21 protein-coding genes are annotated in these 22,675 nt (G+C 63.2%); 3 read left to right on the top strand and 18 right to left on the bottom strand.

From position 1 onward, the window contains the following. Positions 1–102: 102 nt before the first annotated feature. The 5 genes from CK215_RS20525 to CK215_RS20500 all read right to left on the bottom strand — a co-directional run bounded on the left by CK215_RS20525 (position 103) and on the right by CK215_RS20500 (position 4,906). Positions 103–1,143 (bottom strand): betaine/proline/choline family ABC transporter ATP-binding protein, encoded by a 1,041-nt coding sequence (locus tag CK215_RS20525; RefSeq protein ID WP_095783384.1) that lies wholly within the window; start codon positions 1,141–1,143, stop codon positions 103–105. Continuing rightward, positions 1,136–2,023: a proline/glycine betaine ABC transporter permease gene (locus CK215_RS20520; protein ID WP_095831980.1), complete on the bottom strand. Its 888-nt coding sequence runs from the start codon at positions 2,021–2,023 to the stop codon at positions 1,136–1,138. The genes CK215_RS20525 and CK215_RS20520 overlap by 8 nt, the downstream gene beginning before the upstream one ends. 146 nt (positions 2,024–2,169) lie before the next feature. Beyond that, on the bottom strand, positions 2,170–3,162 hold the full coding sequence (locus CK215_RS20515) for a glycine betaine ABC transporter substrate-binding protein (protein WP_095831979.1): 993 nt from the start codon (positions 3,160–3,162) through the stop codon (positions 2,170–2,172). A gap of 432 nt (positions 3,163–3,594) precedes the next feature. Next, the gene (locus CK215_RS20505) at positions 3,595–3,843 is read right to left on the bottom strand and encodes a hypothetical protein (RefSeq protein WP_141245502.1); all 249 of its coding nucleotides are present in this window, start codon (positions 3,841–3,843) and stop codon (positions 3,595–3,597) included. A 376-nt stretch (positions 3,844–4,219) separates the two neighbouring features. After that, positions 4,220–4,906: a GntR family transcriptional regulator gene (locus CK215_RS20500; protein ID WP_095831977.1), complete on the bottom strand. Its 687-nt coding sequence runs from the start codon at positions 4,904–4,906 to the stop codon at positions 4,220–4,222. A gap of 195 nt (positions 4,907–5,101) precedes the next feature. Between CK215_RS20500 and CK215_RS20495 the strand changes: the two genes are divergently transcribed. Beyond that, complete coding sequence (locus CK215_RS20495) at positions 5,102–6,082, top strand: GlxA family transcriptional regulator (RefSeq protein ID WP_095831976.1); 981 nt, start codon at positions 5,102–5,104, stop codon at positions 6,080–6,082. A 36-nt stretch (positions 6,083–6,118) separates the two neighbouring features. Here CK215_RS20495 and CK215_RS20490 read toward each other — a convergent pair whose 3' ends face one another. The 7 genes from CK215_RS20490 to CK215_RS20460 all read right to left on the bottom strand — a co-directional run bounded on the left by CK215_RS20490 (position 6,119) and on the right by CK215_RS20460 (position 12,746). Next, entirely contained in the window at positions 6,119–7,279 is a 1,161-nt protein-coding gene (locus tag CK215_RS20490) for an ABC transporter ATP-binding protein (RefSeq protein ID WP_095831975.1), read from the bottom strand. Then, positions 7,272–8,414 carry an extracellular solute-binding protein gene (locus tag CK215_RS20485; RefSeq protein WP_095831974.1) on the bottom strand — a complete coding sequence of 381 codons (1,143 nt, stop codon included), beginning with the start codon at positions 8,412–8,414 and terminating at the stop codon, positions 7,272–7,274. The genes CK215_RS20490 and CK215_RS20485 overlap by 8 nt, the downstream gene beginning before the upstream one ends. Then, the gene (locus tag CK215_RS20480; RefSeq protein ID WP_095783389.1) at positions 8,411–9,253 is read right to left on the bottom strand and encodes an ABC transporter permease; all 843 of its coding nucleotides are present in this window, start codon (positions 9,251–9,253) and stop codon (positions 8,411–8,413) included. Before CK215_RS20480 ends, CK215_RS20485 begins: the two co-directional genes overlap by 4 nt. Positions 9,254–9,266: 13 nt before the next feature. Then, positions 9,267–10,145 (bottom strand): ABC transporter permease, encoded by an 879-nt coding sequence (locus CK215_RS20475; protein ID WP_095783469.1) that lies wholly within the window; start codon positions 10,143–10,145, stop codon positions 9,267–9,269. A gap of 264 nt (positions 10,146–10,409) precedes the next feature. Next, positions 10,410–10,841 carry a hypothetical protein gene (locus CK215_RS20470; RefSeq protein ID WP_066993122.1) on the bottom strand — a complete coding sequence of 144 codons (432 nt, stop codon included), beginning with the start codon at positions 10,839–10,841 and terminating at the stop codon, positions 10,410–10,412. 216 nt (positions 10,842–11,057) lie between these two features. After that, a complete protein-coding gene (locus CK215_RS20465) occupies positions 11,058–11,780 on the bottom strand; it encodes a haloacid dehalogenase type II (RefSeq protein ID WP_095778896.1) in 723 nt (240 codons plus the stop codon). Between the two features lie 30 nt (positions 11,781–11,810). Further along, positions 11,811–12,746, bottom strand: a complete 936-nt coding sequence (locus CK215_RS20460) for a DMT family transporter (RefSeq protein WP_095832038.1) — start codon at positions 12,744–12,746, stop codon at positions 11,811–11,813. Between the two features lie 210 nt (positions 12,747–12,956). Between CK215_RS20460 and CK215_RS20455 the strand changes: the two genes are divergently transcribed. Continuing rightward, positions 12,957–13,847 carry a LysR family transcriptional regulator gene (locus CK215_RS20455; protein ID WP_095831973.1) on the top strand — a complete coding sequence of 297 codons (891 nt, stop codon included), beginning with the start codon at positions 12,957–12,959 and terminating at the stop codon, positions 13,845–13,847. Between the two features lie 99 nt (positions 13,848–13,946). After that, positions 13,947–14,477 (top strand): dihydrofolate reductase family protein, encoded by a 531-nt coding sequence (locus CK215_RS20450; RefSeq protein WP_095831972.1) that lies wholly within the window; start codon positions 13,947–13,949, stop codon positions 14,475–14,477. Between the two features lie 45 nt (positions 14,478–14,522). Here the strand turns inward: CK215_RS20450 and CK215_RS20445 are convergent, their stop codons facing one another. The 6 genes from CK215_RS20445 to CK215_RS20420 form a co-directional block, all read right to left on the bottom strand. Continuing rightward, positions 14,523–15,842: an HlyD family type I secretion periplasmic adaptor subunit gene (locus CK215_RS20445; RefSeq protein ID WP_095831971.1), complete on the bottom strand. Its 1,320-nt coding sequence runs from the start codon at positions 15,840–15,842 to the stop codon at positions 14,523–14,525. A gap of 3 nt (positions 15,843–15,845) precedes the next feature. Beyond that, the gene (locus tag CK215_RS20440) at positions 15,846–17,603 is read right to left on the bottom strand and encodes a type I secretion system permease/ATPase (RefSeq protein WP_095831970.1); all 1,758 of its coding nucleotides are present in this window, start codon (positions 17,601–17,603) and stop codon (positions 15,846–15,848) included. Positions 17,604–17,654: 51 nt separating this feature from the next. After that, positions 17,655–19,166: a family 16 glycosylhydrolase gene (locus tag CK215_RS20435; RefSeq protein WP_095831969.1), complete on the bottom strand. Its 1,512-nt coding sequence runs from the start codon at positions 19,164–19,166 to the stop codon at positions 17,655–17,657. A 356-nt stretch (positions 19,167–19,522) separates the two neighbouring features. Beyond that, positions 19,523–20,314, bottom strand: a complete 792-nt coding sequence (locus CK215_RS20430) for a pyrroline-5-carboxylate reductase dimerization domain-containing protein (RefSeq protein ID WP_095831968.1) — start codon at positions 20,312–20,314, stop codon at positions 19,523–19,525. A gap of 293 nt (positions 20,315–20,607) precedes the next feature. Continuing rightward, positions 20,608–21,312: an SDR family oxidoreductase gene (locus tag CK215_RS20425; RefSeq protein WP_067322013.1), complete on the bottom strand. Its 705-nt coding sequence runs from the start codon at positions 21,310–21,312 to the stop codon at positions 20,608–20,610. 121 nt (positions 21,313–21,433) lie between these two features. Continuing rightward, on the bottom strand, positions 21,434–22,669 hold the full coding sequence (locus tag CK215_RS20420; RefSeq protein ID WP_095831967.1) for a patatin-like phospholipase family protein: 1,236 nt from the start codon (positions 22,667–22,669) through the stop codon (positions 21,434–21,436). Between the last annotated feature and the right edge of the window lie 6 nt (positions 22,670–22,675).

Genomic DNA, 22,675 nt, shown 5'->3' with positions numbered 1-22,675 from the left:
CTCCATCAATGGAGTGGCGATTTCGATCAATAGGCTGTTCGGCAAAACAGGGGCGTTTGCGAACGCTCGCGTCGTCGCTTTCCGAGAACGCAATTGCGTACCTCACGCGACGGCCCCGGATGAAAGAGCCGCCGTGATCTGCCGCAGCGAAATCAATCCGAGCGGCCGGCCGCCGTCGCCTGTGACGAAGGCTGAATCATAGGAGGAGTTCGTCAGTTCCTTGGCAGCGGTCTCGAGCGTCAAGCCGGACTTCAGCTTCGGCAGCGATCTGCTCTCGGATTGCAGGAGGGATTCCATGATGGCATCGACCTTGATGAAGCGGCCGCGATTGACGTCCTTGACAAACCGCTCGATGTAATCGTCCGCAGGGCGCAACAGGATGTCCTGGCTATCGCCCTGCTGGATGATCGAGCCATCGCGCAAGATGACGATCTGGTCGCCGAGCCTCAGCGCCTCATCGAGATCGTGGGTGATGAAGACGATGGTCTTTTCCAACTCGGTCTGCAGTTCGAGAAGCATGGTCTGCATGTCGGTCCGGATCAGCGGATCGAGAGCCGAGTAGGCTTCGTCCATCAGCAGGATCGAGGCATTGTTGCTCAGCGCGCGCGCAAGTCCGACGCGCTGTTGCATGCCGCCAGACAGTTCGTTCGGATAGCGCGTCTCGAAGCCGGAAAGCCCCACGCGATCGATCCAGCCCATGGCCGTATCGCGGCTCTTGGCCGCTTCGACACCGCGCACCTCCAGGCCGAACGTTACGTTGTCGATGACGGTCCTGTGCGGCAGGAGTCCAAACCTCTGGAACACCATCGCTGTGTGATTGCGTCGGAACTCCCGCAGCTCCAGCTCGGACATATCGAGGACGTTACGCCCATCGATCATGATCGAGCCGGACGTCGGCTCGATAAGGCGGTTGATGTGCCGGATCAGCGTCGACTTGCCCGAGCCCGACAGCCCCATGACGACCTGGATCTTTCCGGCCGGCATGGAGATGTTGATATTATTCAAACCCAGGATTTGTCCGTGCACCTTTGCCAGTTCGGCCTTGGTCATGCCGCTGCGGACCGCGTCGACATGTTGCGCCGGCGACTTTCCGAATATCTTGTAGAGGTCACGGATTTCGATTGACGCGTTGTTGCTAGTCATGTGCTGCACCCCGGTGCTTCTGCAGGCGATGCCCATAGGCCTGGCTGATGCGGTCGAAAATGATCGCGATGCCGACGATGGCAAAGCCGTTGAAGATGCCTTGCGTGAAGTACTGGTTGGCGATGGCTTGCAGAACGTTGAGGCCGAGCCCCTGCACGCCGATCATCGAGGCGATGACCACCATGCCGAGCGCCATCATGATCGTCTGGTTTATGCCGGCCATGATTGTCGGCATGGCGAGCGGGATCTGCACTTTCCAGAGCTTTTGCGAGCGCGAGCAGCCATAGGCGTCAGCGGCCTCCAGGACCTCCTTGTCGACCAGGCAGATGCCAAGGTCGGTGAGGCGGATGATCGGCGGGATGGCGTAGATCACCACCGCGATGAACCCCGGCACACGGCCTATGCCGAGCAGCATGACGACCGGAATGAGATAGACGAAAGGTGGCATCGTCTGCATGACGTCGAGCACCGTCTGCATGACCCCGCCAACGCGCTTGTAGCGGTTCATCAGGATGCCGAGCGGGATGCCGATGGCGATGGCGAAGATGGTCGAGGTGAAGACAAGCGAAATCGTCTTCATCGCATCTTGCCACAGGCCAAGAAGGCCGATGGCGATGAGCGTACCGACGACGGCGGCGACCACGGCCCAGCGCCGTGCCGCAAACCAGGCGATGACGGCCAGGGCGATCACGACCAGGGGCCAAGGCGCGTTCGAGATGGTGCTTTCGAAGAAGATGAGGACGCGCTGCAGCGGATAGAAGAAATCCTCGATCGATTGACCGTAGCCGCGCGTCAGCGCTTTCAAAGCGCCGTCGATGGCCCGCTTGACCGCAAGCAGGAACTCAGGGTCGAGTTGAGGGAATCTGAAAAGCCAATCCATGTCGCGATGCCCTATTGTGAGTGCGCCATAGGCGACACATTGCCGGCCACGGGCGGAGAGCAGGGAACGAAGGCTACGCCGACAGACCGAGCCGCATCGGAGGCCTTGAGAATCCTCAAAGCCTCCACTTTGCTCGGTTGCCGGATTTAGAGCGCGGCCTTGACCTTTTCGGCGACGTCAGCCGGGACCCACTTGGTCCAGACTTCCGGCATGTTCTTGATGAACCACTTGGCGCCGTCCTCGCCGTTGGCCTGGTTGTCGGTCATCCACAGCATCACCTTGCCGACTTCGGCCTGGGTCCAGCTGCGCTTGGCGAAATAGTCCTTGACCGGACCGACGTCGCCACGCGAGGTGAACTTGCTGCTGGCCAGCGTCACCATCTCAGCCTGTTTCCAGTAGTTCGGCTTCGGATCGGGGCAGTCCTGCTTGGAGGTGCAACGCGCCCACTCGGCATCGTCGTGAGCCATTTCGAGGCGCACCATTGGATACTTCACCAGCAGCGATGTCGGCGCCCAATATTGCGCGAGAAATCCCTGCTTCTGTTCATAGGCCTTGGAGATCACGCCATCGAGCGCTGCAGCCGAGCCCGTTGGGACCAGCTCGAAGCCCTTCTTGTCACCCTCGATGGCCTTATAGAGCTGCGCCGTCACGACCGTGTCGCCCCAGCCCTGTGGCCCCTGGATAACGCCACCCTTGGAAGGGTCTTCCGGAGCCGGGAACAGCTCAGGATGCTTCATGGCGTCGTCGACGGTCTTGATGTCGGGATGCGCGTCAGCGACGTATTTGGGAATGTACCAGCCGGAAACCTGTCCGTCGCTGATCGCGGTCCCGATCTGGCTGATCCGCCCCTCGGCGGCGCCCTTGGTATAGACGTCACCAAGCAGGCTTGGCGTCGATTCCGAAGAGATATCCGGCTGGCCCTTCTCGATCATCGCGGTGATCGTCGGCACGGTGTCGCCAGCAACCGTCGTGGCGTTGCAGCCATAGCCGTTCTTCAGGATGAACTGGTCAACATTGGACATGGCCTCGGCCGACTGCCAGCTGAAGACCGCCAAAGTAATGTCGCCGCAGGCTGCGTTTGCGGCTCCGGCGCTCAGCAGAGCCCCAAGGGCAACGGCGGGAAAGAGCAATCGTCTCATTGTGTTCTCCTCACTTTTTCGCGTGGCTTATTGATGAACCGACACCGAACCCACGCCGCCCGGCGAAACTGAGCCTGCGACTAGCAGGTGATGCAAAACGGCGGTCTCATCGTCTCCCCATTGCTCGGTAGATCGCGATGTCCCCGCCTGCTTCTGGCTGCGGAGGCGCCACTGAGGCCTTCGGCCGACACTTCGTGCGGCAGATCGATAATGAAACCGGAGTTGCGGCCTGCAGGTCCGGCGCATTCGATGGGGCGCAAAATTGCACACGGCCGCGCCGGAGTCAACGAATTGTATTATCTGCGTACACAGATTTTATAATCAGATAACACATAGCGGCCGGAAGATCGTTACCGGGCGCGTCGTTTTCTGTCGTCTCGCACGCCTCTTCCAGGGGCTTGTCGTGCCGTCCTTGCGCTCGTCGCTCGCAGCTCACACTGGCTGGCGCCGCAGCTCTATCATTTTCAGGGGGATCATCCGGATATCAGGATCAGGGTCGTAGCCACCGACAGGGGCATCGAACCCGATCAGGACATAATGGTCACCGTCTGAGTCCGGCCTCGAGACTTTCAGGACCCCAACAGCTGGTTCGTCTGCGACGAAGTGATCTTCCCGGTCTGCTCGCCAAGCTACCTTTCGGCTCATGCCGAGCTGCGCACGGTCGACGATCTCGGCCGTCACCGGTTGCTCCATTCGTCCGACGCCTACCGCAAGCGCATGGCTGGCCCGAATGGGTGGAATTGGCGGGAGGCGATAGCGCCGGGATCAAACCCCACATCGTCTTCTACGACCATCAGCTAACGCTGCAGGCGGCGCTTGCCGGCGAGGGGATCGCGCTGGGTTGGTCGCTGACGGCCCAGTATCTTCTCAGCAACAAGCTTCTCGTGCGGCCGCTGCGGTCGGAGATAAGAACCGACAGAGCCTTCTTCCTGCTGACGAATGATCGTACGGGCCAAGGCCGAAAATCGCCGAGCTTGTGGAAGATTTCGCTGCCGACACCGGGCCCGGCAGCAGGCGTTCTTCCTATCCCGGCCGCAGTCGCTTTCCTAAGCGGCCGTCAGTTATCGCCGACCAGCGCGTCCGCCTTCATGCCCTGGGGCGCGATGAACATTTCCATGTTCTCGCGCGACAGTTCCCAGTGCTCGAACACGAGGTCGACGACGGCGTCCTCCTCATGCGCGCCGATGGCCGAGATGAAGCCGTCATGATGTTCGACCGCCGTCTGCAGCCGCTTGCGCATGTCGTCATTGCGTGGGCGGAAGAAGGTATGGCCGATGCGGGCGTGGTCGATCAGCAACCTGCCGAGGCTGGGCTGAAGATAGGCGTTCGCAGACATCTCACCGATGATCTCGTGAAACCTGTTGTTCTCGACCACCATGGAAAGCGCGTCGCCTGACTTGCTGGCGGCACGAAAACGCTCCTGCGTGTCCTTCAGGTCTACCATCTGCGAAGCCTTGAAATTCTGCACCGCCAGCCGGCCGATGGCGGCGTAGACCATGGGGGCAACCAGGAAGAATTGCCGAAGGGTCGAATGGTTCATCGGAACGACCCTGGCGCCCCGGTTCGCGCGGATTTCGATATAACCTTCGCCCTCCAGCCGGCGGAAGATTTCCCTGACCGGGGTTCGCGACAGGCCATAGCGCTCGCTCAGCGCCACCTCGTCCAGATCCTCGTCAGGATCGAGTTCCATTGTCAGGATGCGACGCTTCAGATCGTCATAGAGACTGCCCTTGCTTCCCTTCATGGCGCACCTTCGGAATCATCCTTGCCAACATATCTGGCACGGTTGGAAGAGTCGCATGCGCTTGCAAGTGAGTCAACGGATTGTATTTTCTTGGTACACAATATAAGACCGGATGGATCGGTGGCTCAATGACAGCCCGGACGGCGATCTTGTCTGAATGAGCTCCGGATAACGCAAGGGACAGGTCCGCAAAGCATGGCCAAGAAGTTTGCGTTTCTCCTGGTGCGCGATTTCACTTTGTCGCCGCTGTCGCTTTTCATCGACACGCTGCGTTTGGCCGGCGACGAGGGCGATCGCAGCCGCAGGGTGGAGTTCGACTGGCAGATCGTCGGCGAGCGCGGCCTGCCGATCCGGGCGAGCTGCGGCGTCGAATTGCTGCCGACCAAGGCGATCGGCAATCCGGAGGATTTCGACAACGTCGTCGTGGTCGGCGGCCTGCTCGACACCAACCGCAATCTCAGCGCTGAAAAGGAGGCCTTCCTTCTGCGGGCCGCCGACAAGGGCGTGCCGATAACCGCGCTGTGCACGGGAAGCTTCGTGCTGGCCCGCTACGGCTTGCTGGACGGCTACAGTGCCGCCGTCAGCTGGTTCCACATCAAGGATTTTCGCGCCGAATTCCCCGATGTGAATGCGCATGCCGACAGCCTCTATTCCGTCGACCGCGGCCGCGCGACATGTGCCGGCGGCACCGGCGCGGCAGACCTCGCCGGTTATTTCGTGTCGCAATTCATCGGTCAGAAGGCGGCGGAAAAGGCCGCCAAGATCCTCGTGCTCGATCGCATCCGCAACATCCGGGACGTGCAGCCCGTCGGCGACCTGTTTCCCGAAGCGTCGAGCCGTGCGGTGAAACGGGCCTTGCTGCTGATGGAAAGCAGCCTGCAGGAAAAGATATCGGTCACCGAGATCGCAAGCCGGTTGAATTGCTCCCGGCGCCAGCTCGAGCGTCTTTTCGCGACCGAGCTGGGCACAAGCCCGATGGCCGCGTACCTGGCGCTCCGGGTTCACTACGCCAAGTCGCTGCTGGAAGGCAGCGACCTGCAGATAGGCGACATCGCCTACAGGTGCGGCTTCGAAAATGCCGGGCACTTCAGCCGGGTATTTCGCCAGCACACCGGCATCACGCCGACCCACCTCAGGCATCCGGGCCGCTTGGCTGCTCAAGCGGCGAAGCAGTGAATTCCTTAAGGCCGATGCGAACAGGGGCTTGGTAGGCTACGAAATTCGCTGCCCGTTCTCGTCCAGCAAAACACAGCCGCTCGGATCGAATCCGACCTCGATTGTCTCGCCCTCCCGGACGATGCGGCCGTTGATCGGCGCGTTGGCGCGGATGCTCGTCTTGCCGCCAATATCGATCTCGTAGATGGCGCTGCCGCCGAGATAGGAGGTCGAGACGACCCGGCCGGAGAGCCGGTTGGCGCCGGCTGCAGGACCGACCGACAGTTTCTGCGACCGGACCACCACGGTGACCTTGCTGCCCGGCGCCAGCGGCCGCGGCGACGTTACATGGACGGTCTGGCCGGCGGCAAGCGTCACCGCTATCTGCCCGTCGGATCTGCTGACAGTGCCGGCAAGCATGTTGGCCTTGCCGAGGAAATCGGCGACGAAGGCGGTGGCGGGCCGCTCATAGACTTCCTCCGGCGTGCCGATCTGCTCGACCGAGCCGGCGTTCATCACCACGATGCGGTCCGACATGGAGAGCGCTTCTTCCTGGTCGTGGGTGACGAAGATGGCGGTGATGCCGGTTGCCTTCTGGATCTTCTTGATCTCGACGCGCATCTCCTCGCGCATGTTGGCGTCGAGCGCCGACAGCGGCTCGTCGAGCAGCAGCACCTGCGGTTCGAAGACGATGGCCCGCGCCAGCGCGATGCGCTGCTGCTGCCCGCCCGACAATTGCGAGGGCAGCTTCTTCTCGCTGCCCGGCAGCCGCACCATGTCGAGCGCCTGGCCGACCCTGCGCGCGATCTCGGGCTTCGGCACGTTGCGATACTTCAGGCCGAAGGCGACATTGTCGAACACGCTCTTGTGCGGGAACAGCGCGTAGCTCTGGAATACCAGGCCGATGTTGCGCTTGTAGATCGGCACGTCGTCGACCCGTCGCCCGTCGATCATGATCTGGCCGCCAGAAATATCGACCAGCCCGGCGATGGAGCGCAGGATCGTCGTCTTGCCGCAGCCCGACGGCCCGAGCAGCGTGACGAAGCTGCCCTTGCGGATCGACAGCGAGAAGTCGCGAACCGCGACGAACTTGCCATAGGCGATGTCGATGTCGCGGAACTCGACCGCCGGCTGCTCCGCATCCATGTTGGGAGCGGTGCCGGGTGCCCCGGCCGAGACCGGCCGGGGGCTGAGTGACGCTTGGCTTCTGTCAGGCACCTTTCGCGATCCTGTCCCATTGTTTGGTCCAGGCGTCCTCGTTGGTCGCCCAGTAGACCGGATCGGCGAAGGTCAGCGCCTTCATCGAGCCGGTCTTGTCGAAAGCCGGCAGCTTCTCGATCTTCTCGGTGAGCTTCACCTTGGTCGGGTCGAGCGACGGCGGGTAGCTCTGGCCCTCGGCCACCGCGATGGAGGTGGCCGGATCGAGCATGAAGTTGATCAGCTCTTCGCATTCGGTCATCGGCGAGCCTTTCAGGATCAGCATGTCCTCCATCCAGGCATAGGAGCCAGCAGGATCGAGATAGCCGATCGGATGGCCCTGATCCTGCAGGGCGGCGACGCGGCCCGACCAGGCGTCGGTCACCACGATCTCGCCCTTGGACAACAGGTCCATCAGTTCCGCGCCGGAGCTCCAGAATTTTTTGGCGAGGTCGCGCGTCTCGCGCACCTTGGCCCAGATCGTGTCCATGTCCTTGATGTTGTTGGGATCCTGTCCGGTGGCCAAAGCCGCGTACCAGACGCGCGTGGTCATGTCGGCATAGCCGCCGACCTTGCCGGCGTATTTCTTGTCGAGCAGCAGGCCGGCACCCTTTTCCTTCGCCTCCTCGGGCGAGATCACCTTGGTGTTGTAGGCGATGCCGGTGGTGCCGTAGTCGTAGGGCACCGCCGAGAGCTTTGGCGTCAGCTTGCGGAACGGCTCGATCATCGGCTGCAGCACATTCGCCATGTTGGGAATGTTGGCCTCGTTGATCTCCGAGTTCATGCCGGCATTGACGTATTTGATGTAGTAGTTGACGCCGGACGAATGCACGATCTGGAAGTCGCCGGGCTTCGCCGTCTTGATCTTGGTGATGATCTCGTTCTCGTCGCCGAACGTGCCCTGGACCACCTTGATCTTGGTCTTGGCCATGTAGGGCTGGAAGGCGTATTTGTCGATCGCCTCCTGCACGGTTCCGCCCCAGCCGTCGAAGCGCACCTGCTCGACCGCGGCGAGCGCGCGGCTCATCCACGGCATGGAGAGGCCGGCCGAGGCCGCGGCGGCGGCGGTCAGGCTCAGAAAGGTGCGGCGGCTCAAATCGCCGTTCACGTAGCGGTCATGCAGCCGTTCCAGCCGCTTGGTGTTGGATAGTTTCATTTTGCTTCCTCCTTTGGTTCGCCTCGTCTTCTCAATTTTGTCAGGCTTTGCATGAGAACGCCGCCGATCAGCGGGATGCCGACGGTCACCAGGATCATGACCGTGCCCAGCGCATTGATCTCCGGGCTTATCGAAATCTTCAGCATCGAAAGGATTTGGGTGGGCATGGTCTCGACGCCGGCCGGCCGCCAAAACAGGCTTGCCGAGGTGTTGTCGAACGAGATGGTGAAGGCGAGCAGCGCGCCCGCCACCACCGCCGGGATGAGCAGCGGCAGCGTGATCTCGCGGAAGGACGAGAAGCGCGAGGCGCCGAGCGAAAGCGCGGCCTCCTCATAGACGCGCCGGATGCCCACCATGCGTGCCTGGGTGATCAGCACCACATAGGGCACGGCGAGCAGAATATGGCCGAGCACCAGGAGGAGCAACGTCCGCGGCTGGTCGACCGCCTTGATCAGCACCAGGAGGCCGACGCCCAGAATGGTTTCGGGCACCAGCGCCGGCAGGATCACCAGCGTGCTCAGCGCCTGCTTGCCGGGGAAGTCGAAACGCACCAGCGCGAACGAGGTGACGACGCCGATCGCCGTGGTGGCGGCCGCGGTGACCAGAGCGATCCACAGCGACGTCCGGAACGCGGCCAGCACCGCCTCATTGGCCATCAGCTTGCCGTACCATTGCAGCGAAAAGCCGGTCATCGGGAAGCCGCCGAACATCGAGGCGTTGAACGACAGGATGACGGTCGCCGCAATCGGCGCGAACATGAAGATGTAGACGCAGAGCGTGACGAAGCCGGTCAGCCGCCAGGCCCATCTGCCTTCCTGTTTCCGGCGTGCAGGCTTCATCCGCCCAATCCCCTCATCCTCCAAGGCCTTTGACGATCTGCGACATGCCCATGTAGCGGGTGTAGATGGCGGCGAAGAAACCGAGCACGACGAACAGCACGATCGAAAGCGTGGCGCCCATCGGCCAGTTCAGCTCGCTCATGATGGTGTCGTAGATCAGATTGCCGAACAGCGCGTCGCGGCCCGAGCCCAGAAGCTGCGGCGTCACATAGCTGCCGGCGGCGAGCACGAAGCAGAGCAGCAGGCCGGCCGCGAGGCCGGGCAACGAAAGCGGCAGCGTCACCTCGCGAAACGCTTGCGCGCTGGTGCAGCCCATCGAGCGGGCTGCCGCAATCAGCGTGCGGTCGATGCTTTCCAGGCTGACATAGACGTTGAGGATCATGTAGGGCAGCAGGAAATGCAGCAGCCCCATGATCACCGCGCCCTCGGTGTAGAGCATCGGCAGCGGCTCGCTGACAATGCCCAACTTTATGAGCGCCACGTTGATGACGCCCTGTTCGCCGAGAATGTTGATCCAGGAAAAGGTGCGGATGGTGAAGCTGATCCAGAACGGCACGATGAGCAGGAGAAGCAGCAGCCACTTGTGCTTGAAGCTCGTCGCCCAGATGAAATAGGCCGGAAAATAGCCGAGCACGCCGCAGAGCAGCGCGGTGACGGCGCCGACCCGCAGCGTCTTCAACAGGAAGCCGTGATAGTAGCTGTCGGTGAGGAATTCGTGCCAGTTCGCGGTTGTCAGCGCGCTGGTTTCCACGCCGGCGGTGACGAAGGTGAAGAAGGTGTAGACCGACATCACGGCGATCGGCAGCACCAGGAAGAAGATCAAGAGCAGCAGCACCGGCGCGATCAGCATCCAGGCCAGCCGTGGATCATACAAGGTCCATCGATTTTTCATGCGCACCCGAAGGTCCGCGCTTTCTTTGAAGCGCTTCTTGTTCCCGCGGGTCAGATTGGGTGATTGGGCGCGCGATGTCTACAGGCGGCGATTGAGCCAGAGAGCCTCCGACTGTTGGCGATGGCGTCGTGCCTCCACGCAAACAGTCCAGGCAAGCAAGGAAAAGGGCCCGACATCGGGCCCTTCGCATTCTACCGGACACTCGGTGCGGCTGGATCAGGTGGCGCCAATTGGCGGAGGGAATGACCCGCTTGGCCCGCCCCCTTATTTCAGCCCGATGGTCATGCCGCTGAGATCGGCATTGATCTGCAGGCCTACCTGCCGGCCTGTGAGCTGGAGTTCGGCGCCCTTGTCGTTGGTCATGACGATCACCTGAGCGCCTCTGCCGAGCGCCCCGCCGCCGCCCGCCGCGCCGTACACTCCCGCCACGTCGCGGGCGCGGCGAATGTGGCGCACCGTGCCTTTGAAATAGGTCTTGGAAGCCCCGAAGGCGAGGCCGCCCGAGATGCCGCCGATCGAGATGGGATAGTTGCGACCACGGAAGGTCAGCGTGCCTTCGCCGCCGGCGCCGCCGATGAAGAAGGCCGCCTTATAGATGGAGAAGCGGATCGTGCCGCTGTCGGCGTGAGCTGCGCTGGCAAAGCTCACGCCGACAGCGGCGATGACCGCAATCGCGGCTGAACGAATTCTGGACATGGTGAGACTCCTCGAAAGCGCCGATTGCCCAACCGGCAGGGCACGTCAGCGTTGTATCAAACGATAGCTGAACAGTCTCGCAGGTCTTTTGGTTCCAAGGCTCGCGGATTGAATCGGGTTGCGGGAGGATGCCACGCAAGCAGGCGGCGTGGCGTCGTCCGGCTATCTCCGTCATCCGCCTCGGCCCGGTCGGTGCCTCCTCCACGCGCTGCGGCCTCAGGCGCCCAATTCTTGCCTGTGCGCCTTGACGAGGTCGGCCATGCTGTCGAAGCGGAAATCCACATTTGGCATATCGCCGGGGTGCATCGTGGCGCCGAAGCCCTGGTCGGCATGACGGCGATAGATCCAGCACGATGCCAGGCCGACGCGATTGGCGGGAGCGTGATCATGGAACATGCTTTCGGCCGTGTGCAGGACTTGGCTTTTCTCCACCCCGATCGTCGCCAGCTTTTCGAGCATATAGTCGAAGTTGCGGGCGGAGGGCTTGTAGGAGCCGATGTCCTCTGCCGTGTATATCGCGTCGAAGTCGACGCCGAGCTTCTTGTTGCTGAACGAAAAGCTCTTGTTGTCGACGTTGGAAAGGATGATCAGCTTGTAGTGCTGCTTGAGATACCGCAAGGCTTCCGCCGAGTCGGCAAAGGCCGGCCAATCCTTCACGCTTTCGCCATAGGCCGTGCATTCCTCCGCGGTGGCGACGACGCCCCATTCCTCGGCAAGCCGCTTGTAGACGATCGGCAGAAGGTCGCGGTAGCGTCTTGCCGGAGTCCAGTTCTGCTGGCTGGATTCGTGCCGGGCATGCGCCTCGAGGATGTCGTCGCGGCTCAAACGGCGGCCGGCGCGCTCTGTCAGCGGCTTCAGGCCCTCGATCATGCCGGATTCCCAGTCGATGAGCGTGCCGTAGCAGTCGAAGGTCAGGGCCTTGAAATCGGTCAGCTTCATGGAATTGCACTCCTTGTTGGTGTCGCGTGATTATCCGGCAGGCTGCTCGCATGAGCTCAGACGCGCCTTGTCCTTCGATGCAGCGCTCCTCGATGAGGTCAGCCAGACACCGAACAGGGTCACCGCCAGGCCGAGGAACATCGCTCTCGATAGCGGTTCGCCGAAGATCAGCCACGCCCAGAGCATCGTCACCGGCGGGCTGAGATAGACCACGCTGCTGACCTGTGCGGCGGTGTAGTGGCGCAGGCTCATATAGTAGACGCCGTAGCAGAAGAAGGTCGAGAACAGCACCAGCCACGCCATGCCGAACTGGAAACGCCCGTCGAGCGGCGGTGTCAGGCCGCCGTTCCATTCCGCGCAGGCGGCAAAGAGGATCGCCGCCGTCAGGCATTGAATGCACAAGCTCTGATGGATGGGCATATCGATCGTCCTGATCCGCTTCTGCACCACGGTCGCCAGGGCGAACACCAGCATGGAAGCGACGGTGAGGACATAGGCCCAGACCGGTGCTTTGCCGAGACTGAGGCTGTCCAGGGAGACGATAAGGACGCCGCTCGCGCCCAGGGCCGTTCCGATCCATTGCCTTGCGCTCAGCCGGTGGCCGAGAATGGGCTGCGACAGCGCCGCGATGGCGAGAGGCACAAGATCGGAGATCAGCGCGACGAGGCCGGTCGGAACGCGCTGGCCGATGGCAAGGGCGAACCCGCCCAGATAGAGGAACATCGTCGCCACGCCGAACGCCATTTGCTGCGCCAAGGCGCGCCCGCTGATGCGCTGTCCGATCAGCAGAGCAAATGGCAGCAGGATCAGTCCGGACAAAAAAGTCCGCCAGAACAGGACCAGCATGACGTCGGCGTTCTCGCTGGCGTAGCGGATGCCGACGAAGCCGGAGCTCCAGCTTAGGACCAGGGCTGCCGCCACGGTCGGCCATACGAGCGAATGGGCCTTGTTTTTAGGGAGCGTCATGGCGGCCTTGTTCGAACGGTGCGCCGTGTTCCTGAAGCGGATCACCAGCGCTGTCTGGCGCAGACTTATGGCCGCACACTCGCTGCCTTGCACATGACAAATTTCGATAGGCTCATGAAACAGCCAGGAATAAGGACATAAGAATTTGCCCGAAAACCCGCTCTGTGCCAAAGGTTTGGCGCGGTGCTTTCATTGCGAGCGAGGATTGTCATGGCCGGAATTATGAGCCGTCGCCTGGATGTCGATGCCCTGCGGGCGCTGGTCGCGATCGAGAAACACGGCGGTGTCACCCGTGCGGCCGAAGTTCTTGGCTTGTCGCAATCGGCCGTCAGCCACAAGATGAGGCGGCTGGAAGCGAGCCTCGACTGCGAAATCCTCAGCCGGAAGCCAAACGCGCCTCTGTTCACCACGGCCGGGCACGATCTCCTGGCTTATGCGCGGCGCATCTTGGGTATTCATGACGAGGCGGTACTGAGCCTCTCGAAAAGCACGCTGCAAGGCAAGATCGCGCTGGGAATGACCGAGGATACGACCTGCACGGATCTCTCACGCATTCTTGGCCGGTTCCGTAGGCTTCATCCCGAGGTGAGCGTCCGTACGCAAGTGCGCATGAGCCTCGTCTTGCGGGAGCAGCTCAGCCAGGGGGTCCTTGACGCCGCGATCGTCCAGCTGTTCCAGCACGAGGTTCGCCCCGCCGACATCGTCCTCTACCGCGAGACGCTGCACTGGGTGAAGTCGCCGGATCTGGTCCTGTCGAAGGAAAAGCCGATCCCGTTCCTGTCCTTCGACGAGAACTGCTTCTATCGGCGCTGGGGTCTCGATCTTGGGCAGGACGAGGGCACGGTGTTCGAGACCGTGTTCGAATGCTCCAGCGCAGCCGGTATCATCGCCGGCGTGACCTCCGGGCTCGGCGTCGCGCTCTTGAGCCAGCGGCACCTGCAACCCGGCATGGAGATCGTCGACAAACACTTCCCCAAACCGCCGGACCTGGCCTATGTGATCAGGCGCGCGCGCAACTCCCGAAATCCCGCGCTGGAGACTTTGGTCAGGGAGATCGAAGCCGAAGTCAAACGCTACGGGGCGCTTCAGATCGCCGTTTGAAACCGTCGTGCTGGCCAGGAGCGCGACAAGGCCGTCACAGATCACGCAGCGGCGCGATTCACCGGTATCCTGAAAAGAAGGCTGGAATGGAATATTAGCATGGCGAAGCTCGTCTTCGGAATGAATCAGTCACTGGACGGCTATGTCGACCACGAGGCATTTGCGCCCGATCCCGCGCTGTTTCGTCACTGGATAGAGCAAGTGCGCGGCCTGACGGGCAGCGTGTACGGTCGTCGCATGTACGAGGTGATGCGCTACTGGGACGAAGACTGTTCTGAGTGGACCCCTGAGCTCCGCGAATTCGCGACGGCGTGGCGGAGCCAGCCGAAGTGGGTCGTGTCGAGCACGTTGCTGTCGGTTGGCCCCAACGCCACGCTTGTCGAAGGTGGCCTGGCGGAGGTGATACGTGACCTGAAGGCTCGGCTCGCTGGAGAGATCGCCGTTTCCGGGCCGGACCTGGCGCGAAGCCTGACCGACCTCGGGCTTATCGATGAGTATGGTCTCTACATCCATCCCGTCGTGCTTGGTCACGGAAAGCCATTCTTCGCCGGCCCCCGGCCGCGGCTCCGGCTCGTGGCCAGTGATTTGATCGGGGAGGAAGCGATCAGGTTGACTTATGTTCCGGCGTAGGCACGCAACTCCCCGACGGACGGGCGCGTCGGGCGGAGCGCCCGCTCACCTCTCCGCAAACGCGCGGGCGAACGAATCCACCATCGGCCGCGCCAGATACTCGAAGAAGGTCCGGTCGCCGGTGTTGATGAAGGCTTCGACCGGCGTTCCCGGATAGAGTTGCTCCGGCTTGACGCCGGGCGGGAGCGCGTCGGCGATCTTCAGCTTGGCGCGGAAATAGGGTTCGTGGGTAGCCTGGTCGATCAGCCGGTCGGCCGAGATCTGCGTCACGGTCGCCGATACCTCTGGCGTCAGCCGCGTGTTGAGCGCCGACAGCCTGAGCTTCGCCGGCTGGCCGACGCGCACCTGATCGACGTCTTTCGGCCGCAGCTTGGCATCGACGTTGAGGCCCGATGCGGTGGGCAGGATCTCCATGATCTTTTCGCCGGGCGCGATCACGCTGCCTTTCGAATTATAGGTGGAGGACACCACGATGCCCGCCGACGGCGCCTTGATCGTCGTGCGCTGAAGCACCGCTTCGGCTGCCCTGATCTGCTCCTCGATGTCGGCGAGGTTGGTGCGGACCTCGTCGAGCTTGGTCAGCGCTTCCTCCACGCGCTGCGTGGTCAGCCGCTCGACCTGCACCTGCGCCTCGACGATCTGGCTGTTGGCCCCGGCAAGATTGGCCTCCAGCGCGCCGGCCTGGCCGACCAGATCGGCTTCCGAGCGCAGCAACTGCGAATATTCGGTGCGGTTGGTGAGGCCCTTGTCGAGCAGGCCTGTCTTGATGCCGAGCTCCTTCTTCACGACATCGGCCTGCTGCTGGATGGCGAGCTTCTGGGCGTTCAAGCCCACGACCGACTCGCGATGCATGGCGACCCGCTGCGCCATGATCGATTGCTCCGACCGGAACCGGGCGAGCCTGGCGTCGAACTCCTTCTGCTGCTCGCGGATGAGGTTTTGGAAATCCTGCTGGAACGGCGCCGGCGCTGCCTCGGTGATCGGCGCGAGCCTGTCCAGCCCGTCGCGCTCGGCCTCCAGCCGCGCCATGCTCGCCTTGAGCGCGATCGACTGCCTGGTCAGTCGGTTGAGCTCGGCTTGCGCCGCCGTCCGGTCGAGCAGGATGAGGTCCTGGCCCTGCTGCACGCGGTCGCCCTCGCGAACCAGCAGCTGCTGGATGATGCCGCCCTCGGGCTGCTGGATGAGGATGTTGCCGCCCGTCGCCGAGATCGTACCTTGCGTGATCACCGCGCCGGACAGCGGCGCGCTCACCGCCCAATAGCCGAAGCCGCCCGCGAAGATCGCGATTGCCGCATACCCTATGAAGGCCACGCGCCGGAAGTCGGTGCGCGGCTGTCCATCCCAGGTGAGGCTCTCGATCGTCATCGTCTAGGATCCGAAGCGGATGCCGTGCGTGCGGATCGTGGGCGCGAATGATCCGGTCACCACCGTGCCCTGCTGGGCGGCCGGGGCGTTGCCGGCGCCTCTATCGACAGTGGACCGCCGCAGCACCTCGACGCTCGGGCCGAAGGCCTCGATCACACCACCGCGCAGAACCATCACGCGGTCGCAGGCGGTGGCGATGGACGGGCGATGCGTGATCACGAGGATCGTGATGCCCGCCGCCCGCGCGGCGGCCAGCAGCGCTTCGAGCGCCGCCTCGCCGCTGCCGTCGAGATGGGAACTGGGCTCGTCGAGCACGAGAATCCGCGGGTTGCCGTAGAAGGCGCGCGCCAACCCGATCCTCTGCCGCTCGCCGCCCGAGAGCGTCCTGTCGGAAGGGCCGATCATCGTCTGGTAGCCGTCGCGCTGCGCCAGGATCAACTCATGCGCCTGGGCGCGCCTGGCGGCCTCGACGATCGCGGCGTCCTCGGCCTGCGCGTCGAAGCGGGCGACATTGTCGCCGATCGTGCCGGGAAAGAGCTCCACCTCCTGCGCCAGGTAGCCGATCTGTCGCCCCAGCTGTTTTTCGTCCCAGGTCCTGAGGTCGGCGCCGTCGATCCTCACTGCGCCCCCGGTCGGCTGCGCGGCACCGACAAGCAGCCGCGCCAGCGTCGATTTGCCGGCGCCGCTCGGCCCGACGATCGCCACCGCTTCGCCGGCGCCGATCTGGAAATTCAGCCGCTTGAGGATAGGTTCGGTGCCGGGCTGCGCGTTCGGTGCCATGAAGAAAACGTCCTGCACCGAAATCGCGCCTAAGGGATCGGGGAGCGCCAGTTTCCGCTTCTCGGCCGGGTGCGCAGCAAGCGCCGTCTCCAGCCGCTTCCAGGCCCGCTTTGCCTCGACGATCTGCCGCCAGGCGCCGATCAGCTGGTCGAGCGGCTGCAGCGCGCGCGACGACACCAGCGAGGAAGCGAAGATCATGCCCGCCGTCATCTGCCCCTCGAGCACCAGCCAGGCGCCGGCGCCGAGGATGGCCAGCTGCAGCATCATGCGCAGCGCCCGCGAGGCGCCGCTGAAGATCGCATTGGCGCTCGAGGAACGGTCGTAAAGCGTGAGCGCTGCCCCGACATGCCGTCCCCAGACCCGAGCGGCGTTCTCGACCATGCCCATGGCGCGCAGCGTTTCGGCATTGCGGGCAAAGACCTGTTCCGCATGGCTCGCCAACGCCGAGCGTTCCGCGGACATGGCATCGTTCCGGCCAATGGCGAGCTGGTTCGCGACGACAAGGACAAGCAGAAGCACCGCGCCGGCGACTGTCACCCAGAACAGCACCGGATGGATCAGATAGAGCAAGGCGAGGAAAACGGGCGCAAAGGGCAGGTCGAACAGCACCGCCACGCCGCGCGACCGGACGAAGGCGCAGACCGAGGCGAGATCACGCAGCGGCGACAGGCCGCCGGCATATTTGGGCGCCAGCGAGAGGGCGAATGTCCTTGCCCCGAGCTTCCTGTCGACGGCTGCCGCGACGCGCTGCGTGTAGACGGCGCGGATCGCGTCCAGCAGTCCGAGGAAAGCGAGCGCAAGAACCGCAATCGCCGACAGATAGACCAGCGTCTCGACGCTGGAGGAGGGCAGCACGCGGTCATAGACCTGCAGCAAATAAAGCGGGATCACCAGAAGCAGGATGTTGATCAGCAGCGAGAAAACGCCGACATCGGTGATGGCGCGCAGGAACACCGCCCGCAGGCTCGACGGTGCAGTCATATCGGCCGCCGCTAAATCATCCCGGGACATCGAACCGATCGCCTGAAAATCTTAAGCGTGGCCCCCAAACTCGGAACCGTGATGCAGCGTGCTGCTGCCGAAGCTGTGCGTGGCAGTGCTGTGCGTTGCGGTGGCGGTGCTGGCGGTGCTGCCGGTGACGACCAGGGGGTTAGCCTCTACAGCGTCCAGCGTATAGGCGCGGATGTAGTCGATCTTCATCTCGGCCGGTGTGGCAAGATGATCCGGCGGCGCGCCGGCCTGGCCGCCGATCGCAAGGTTGACCAGCATGTACATGGGCTTGTCCATGTCCGAGGGCGTCGCCGCTTCCGCGACCTGCACGCCGTCATAGGTCCAGACAAGCTTATCCGGCGTCCACAGCAGGCCATAGGTGTGGAAACCGGCAGTATCCATCACATTCACCGTGGACCCGACCATGGTGTGCGTCCCCGTCTCCATCGTATGCGCGGTCATCAGAAGCGAGTTCGGGGTCTGGCCGTATCTTTCGACGACGTCCAGTTCAGGCGGCCACGAGCCGTCTTCCGGCAGCAGCCAGAAGGCCGGCCAGGCGCCGGCGTTCTCCGGCAGGTCGGCGCGCATTTCGAAATAGCCGTATGTCTGCGAGAAGCTGTCGTGCGTGGTCAGGATGCCGGACGTGTATTCGTAATTGTTGATCAGCGGCTTGATGTCCGCCGGCGCTTGCGCCGCGGTGATGGTGAGCACGCCGTTGTTCACGCTGAACGGGTGGACCGAGCTCGTCGGCGCGTAATTGGCGTCGATATACCATTGCAGCTCGTTGTTGGTGGCGAGCGTGCTGCCGTTCGGCGCGCCCCACCAGAAGTTGGTATCCCACGTGCCGCCTTGGCTGTTGTGGAGGTTCAGCGCGTTGAAGTCGTCACTGAAAGACAGCGCCATGTCGGACTTGTCGATCGGCAGCTGGAATTGGCTGGGCTGCAGCTTGTCGATGGTCGTGTCCTTGAACATGAGGATCTCGCCGGATCCGAGGTTCAAGATGACGTTCGGTCCCGCCTGGATCATGTTCGAGTGGATGGCGTCGAAGGAAGTGAAGCCATAGCCATCGAGACGGACGCTGTCAGTCGCGGCAAAATTGGCGATCAGGTCGCTTCCGTTGCCTTTCGCGATGATGAAAGTGTCGTAACCGCCGCCGCCATCGATCAGCACATCATTGCCCTTGCCGCCGTCCAGCGTCTGGTGGCCGGCCTTGGCGGTGATGATGTTGTCCAGGTCGTTTCCAAAAGCGTAGTTCTTGGCATTGGTGACGATCAGGTTCTCGACATTGTCGGGAAGCGTGTAGCTCATCCATGTGCTGATGGTGTCGATGCCTGCCCCATAGCCCTCGGCCACCTTGTTGCCCGCGGCATAGAGATAATAGATGTCATCGCCGTAGCCGCCGTGCATGGTGACATTGACGCCGGAAGCTCCATAGAAGGTGTCGTTTCCGGAGGTGCCCCACAAGTCCGGTCCGGACCCCGCCGCCGAGTACCAATGGTTGGACGAGCCGCTATAGGGGAGAGGAACGCCTACGGCATTGACGAAGCTGCTCATCGGACAACCCTCCTCGCAATACACGGCTTGCTTGAATCGGCGATGCGAATTCAACCGATCGCTAGCGGGTCAACTTGTAGTTCCGGGTATCGTTCCAAGGAATTGTGTAATAGTACAGAGAAAATTTGCCGTTCAGCGATCAATTATTCGCAAGAAAAGAGAGTGAGAACGCCCTAATACAATCTGTGCGCGAGAGCTCACTCAGTTTTACACAATATTACTAATTTCTTTCATCAAAAATTAAGCATCGCGGCGCGAGGAGTTCGCGTAGGCGGCACGACTCACCTGAGCGGCGGGGCCCGATCCGGCGGATGCTCGCCTGATGCATTCCGCGCTCAAAGGGCGGCGTCGTCGGCTCACGCCTTGCCCATCGCGATCGACTTCAGGAACGCGGCCGCCAGTCCCTTGGCAACGGCCTGGTCGAAGCCCGCTTCGCGCATCGTCTCGATCGCGGCCGCTGTCGTGCCGCGATAGCCGAGAAAGGCCTCGACCGTATCGGCCGGTGAAGCGTCGTTGAGCTCCAGCAGCCGGCCGGTTCCGGTGAGCACGGTGTTGACCGCGCGGCGCGCGACCTCCGGCTTGAGGCCGAAGGCCACGGCGTCGCGCATCATCGCCTCGGCGAGTAGGGCAGGGAAGGCGGGGCCAGAGCCCGTCAGCCCGGTGAGATAGTCGATGTCGCGCTCGCTGCCGACCTCATCCTCAACGCCGCAGGCTCCGAAGATCGCGCGCACGGTCGCGCGATCCAATTCGGTGGCGTCGCCGCTCGCGATCCACGGCGTGTAGGATTTGCCGACCTCGGCAGCCGCGTTGGGCAGCGTGCGCACCACGCGGCCGGTGCCGTGCTTCTCGCCGATCTCGGCCATCCGGATGCCCGCCATAACCGAAATCACCAGCTTGCCCTTGGCATCCAGCTCGAGCGACGGCCAGTCCTGCGGCCGCACGGAAAGCATGATGACGTCCGAGCGGTCGGCGAGCGCCTGGTTGTCGTCGCTCCAAAAGACGCCTGGAAAGCGATCCGGCTTCGTGCTCCGATAGGAGAGGGCGAGGTTCTCCGCCCGCACCACGCCGGTCGAAAGCGCGGCACCCGCGATCGCGCCGCCCAGCCAGCCGGCGCCGCCGACAATGCCCAGCCTGAGTGAAGCGCTCATTCGTGTCTCCCTTGCAGTCTTAAGGGTGCGGGAGGCGGCGGCCATTGTCCAGCAGTCAGCCGCAGCCGCGTCAGTCCGCTATCGACCGGGCTGGAAAAACCAGCCTGCCGCAAGGCCCGAGCGCCGACAGCGCCATCGCAACGGTCGAGAGCCAACCTGACAGGGCTGCGTTCCCGAGCATGGGCAGGGAGAGCAGTGGATACGAAACCTTTGCGCCGGCTCCCTCCTGCCATCGGAGGGCGTTCGCCGGCCACGCATTGCCGGCGAAACGACCCGCCTGTCGAAAACGAGCCTCAGTACCCCCGCATCAATCCACCATCGACGCGGATGTTCTCGCCGGTGATATAGGCCGCGCCGTCGGAAGCGAGGAAGGAGATCGTTGCCGCCACTTCCTCGGATGTGCCGTAGCGCTTCATCGGCACGCTCTGGCGGCGTTCCTCTACGCCGGGCAGGCTGTCGATCCAGCCCGGCAGCACGTTGTTGATGCGGATGTTATCGGCCGCATAGGTGTCGGCAAAGATCTTGGTGAAGGCGGCGAGCCCGGCGCGCGCCACCGCCGAGGTCGGGAAGGCGACGCTCGGCTCGAACGCCCAGGCGGTCGAGATGTTGATGATGACGCCCGCCTTCTGCTTCTGCATCACCGGCGTCACCAGGCGGGTCGGGCGCACGACGTTAAGGAAATAGGTGTCGATGCCCTTGTGCCAGTCCTCGTCGCTGATCTCGATGATCTGCGCGCGCGGCCCGTGGCCGGCGCTGTTGACCAGCACGTCGATGCGGCCCCAGCGTTCCAGCGCGCCGTCGGTCAGCCGCTTCAGATCCTCGTTCGACTGGTTGGAGCCGGTGACGCCGAAACCGCCGAGTTCGTTGCCCAGCGCCTCGCCCTTACCGGAGGAGGAGAGCACGCCGACCTTGAAGCCATCGGCGGCCAGCCGCTTCGCCGCCGCCGCGCCCATGCCGCTGCCCCCCGCCGTCACCAGAGCTACTTTTTCTCCTGCCATGTCGCTGTCCATCCTTGTTGAAAGCGCCTCTGTTAGCACGCGGCGGTGCAGGGCACGAACCGGTTTGGATTGCGCCACGATGGCGATTGGCGAAAGCGGACGCGGAGTCCGAACGCCATGCTCACACGTTGAAACCGCTCATCAGCGCCTTTGACACCACCGCACAGCGTCCGGGCTTCACGTCGCCCGCCTTCAGTGGCACGCCCTTTCCAGCCGGCACCGCCGGCCGGTACCAGCTCCGCAGCGCCTGGTCGCTGGCGCAATAGCCCCAATTGACGAGATCGATCGTCTCCTCGCTTCCCAGGAAATGAAGCGACGTGCCGATATCGGCAGGCGCGATTGCCGCGCTTTGCACGAAGCTCGGCTCGGCGGCGTCAGGCTTGCTGGCGATCGACCAGTAGACGCCGCGGGTGGCGGCATAATCGGGCCGGGTCGCGTCATTGGGCAGGCCCTGGTCGTCGGCATCCTTCGCCGCCTGGAAGCGGGCGATGAGGTCGCGCCGCCTGAGCGAGCGCACCTGGTTGTCGGTGGTGTCGAGCACGCGCTTCAACTGCGAGAACCAGTTCCAATAACCGGAGCTCGACGCCCGCCAGGGCGCGCCGGCGTCGCTGACTAACAGCGAGCGGCAGCGCTTCAGCGCCGGCTCGATGCCGTGATTGTCATAGACGCCGCCATCGGTGAGCACGGCGCGGCCGGCCGGGACGGGCGGGCCGACGCTCGCGTCGAGCTTGTCGTTCTCCCACGCGAATTGCGTGAGGTCGAGCCTGAGCGGCGACAGAAACGGCGGGAAGGCGGACGACGCCGCGACCGCGGTCGCGACCGGCAAGTCCGCATGCTTGGCCATGCCGATCCGGTAATCGGCAATGTAACGGTTGGACATGCGACACAGCGAGCCGGTGCTGAGATTGCTCGAGCAGAACACGAACCACGGCCGCCGGGTCAGGCTCTTCAGCGTCGGCACCTTGCCGTCGAACAGATGGTGCTCGTAGCAGGCGGCGACTTCGCGCGCCGCGCTCGAAAACGGGTTGAACACGCCCTTGAGGATCGACGGCGCGTCAAGGAAGACCTGCGAGAAAACGAGGATTCTTTCGACGTAAAGCTCGCGGAAATTCGTGGCAACGCCGTCGGCAAAGCTGAGGCGCGGCCAGAGAACCGCAAGCAGCCCGGCGGCGATTGAGCCGCCCGAGACCGAACTGACCATGTCGATTTTCTGAAGCAGGCCGGCCTCGTTCAGCCGGCAGAGCACGCCGGCATGGAACAGCATGGCGCGATAGCCGCCGCCCGACAGGCAGAGGCCGAGCTCGTAATGCTCGACCTTGTCGTCAGCCGGTGATGATCCGGCTGGAATCGGCTCCATCGCGCC

Origin of the sequence: Mesorhizobium sp. WSM3864, from assembly GCF_002294955.1 — a bacterium.
Lineage (GTDB): Bacteria > Pseudomonadota > Alphaproteobacteria > Rhizobiales > Rhizobiaceae > Mesorhizobium.
Note: the sequence above shows the minus strand (reverse complement) of the source record. Positions and strands in the feature narration are given on the sequence as shown.

Excerpts from the sequence above, each read along its gene's own strand:
- CK215_RS20525 (WP_095783384.1), bottom strand. The coding sequence starts at position 1,143 with ATGACTAGCAACAACGCGTCAATCGAAATCCGTGACCTCTACAAGATA.
- CK215_RS20520 (WP_095831980.1), bottom strand. The coding sequence starts at position 2,023 with ATGGATTGGCTTTTCAGATTCCCTCAACTCGACCCTGAGTTCCTGCTT.
- CK215_RS20515 (WP_095831979.1), bottom strand. The coding sequence starts at position 3,162 with ATGAGACGATTGCTCTTTCCCGCCGTTGCCCTTGGGGCTCTGCTGAGC.
- CK215_RS20500 (WP_095831977.1), bottom strand. The coding sequence starts at position 4,906 with ATGAAGGGAAGCAAGGGCAGTCTCTATGACGATCTGAAGCGTCGCATC.
- CK215_RS20495 (WP_095831976.1), top strand. The coding sequence starts at position 5,102 with ATGGCCAAGAAGTTTGCGTTTCTCCTGGTGCGCGATTTCACTTTGTCG.
- CK215_RS20485 (WP_095831974.1), bottom strand. The coding sequence starts at position 8,414 with ATGAAACTATCCAACACCAAGCGGCTGGAACGGCTGCATGACCGCTAC.
- CK215_RS20480 (WP_095783389.1), bottom strand. The coding sequence starts at position 9,253 with ATGAAGCCTGCACGCCGGAAACAGGAAGGCAGATGGGCCTGGCGGCTG.
- CK215_RS20475 (WP_095783469.1), bottom strand. The coding sequence starts at position 10,145 with ATGAAAAATCGATGGACCTTGTATGATCCACGGCTGGCCTGGATGCTG.
- CK215_RS20470 (WP_066993122.1), bottom strand. The coding sequence starts at position 10,841 with ATGTCCAGAATTCGTTCAGCCGCGATTGCGGTCATCGCCGCTGTCGGC.
- CK215_RS20465 (WP_095778896.1), bottom strand. The coding sequence starts at position 11,780 with ATGAAGCTGACCGATTTCAAGGCCCTGACCTTCGACTGCTACGGCACG.
- CK215_RS20460 (WP_095832038.1), bottom strand. The coding sequence starts at position 12,746 with ATGACGCTCCCTAAAAACAAGGCCCATTCGCTCGTATGGCCGACCGTG.
- CK215_RS20455 (WP_095831973.1), top strand. The coding sequence starts at position 12,957 with ATGGCCGGAATTATGAGCCGTCGCCTGGATGTCGATGCCCTGCGGGCG.
- CK215_RS20450 (WP_095831972.1), top strand. The coding sequence starts at position 13,947 with ATGGCGAAGCTCGTCTTCGGAATGAATCAGTCACTGGACGGCTATGTC.
- CK215_RS20445 (WP_095831971.1), bottom strand. The coding sequence starts at position 15,842 with ATGACGATCGAGAGCCTCACCTGGGATGGACAGCCGCGCACCGACTTC.
- CK215_RS20440 (WP_095831970.1), bottom strand. The coding sequence starts at position 17,603 with ATGACTGCACCGTCGAGCCTGCGGGCGGTGTTCCTGCGCGCCATCACC.
- CK215_RS20435 (WP_095831969.1), bottom strand. The coding sequence starts at position 19,166 with ATGAGCAGCTTCGTCAATGCCGTAGGCGTTCCTCTCCCCTATAGCGGC.
- CK215_RS20430 (WP_095831968.1), bottom strand. The coding sequence starts at position 20,314 with ATGAGCGCTTCACTCAGGCTGGGCATTGTCGGCGGCGCCGGCTGGCTG.
- CK215_RS20425 (WP_067322013.1), bottom strand. The coding sequence starts at position 21,312 with ATGGCAGGAGAAAAAGTAGCTCTGGTGACGGCGGGGGGCAGCGGCATG.
- CK215_RS20420 (WP_095831967.1), bottom strand. The coding sequence starts at position 22,669 with ATGGAGCCGATTCCAGCCGGATCATCACCGGCTGACGACAAGGTCGAG.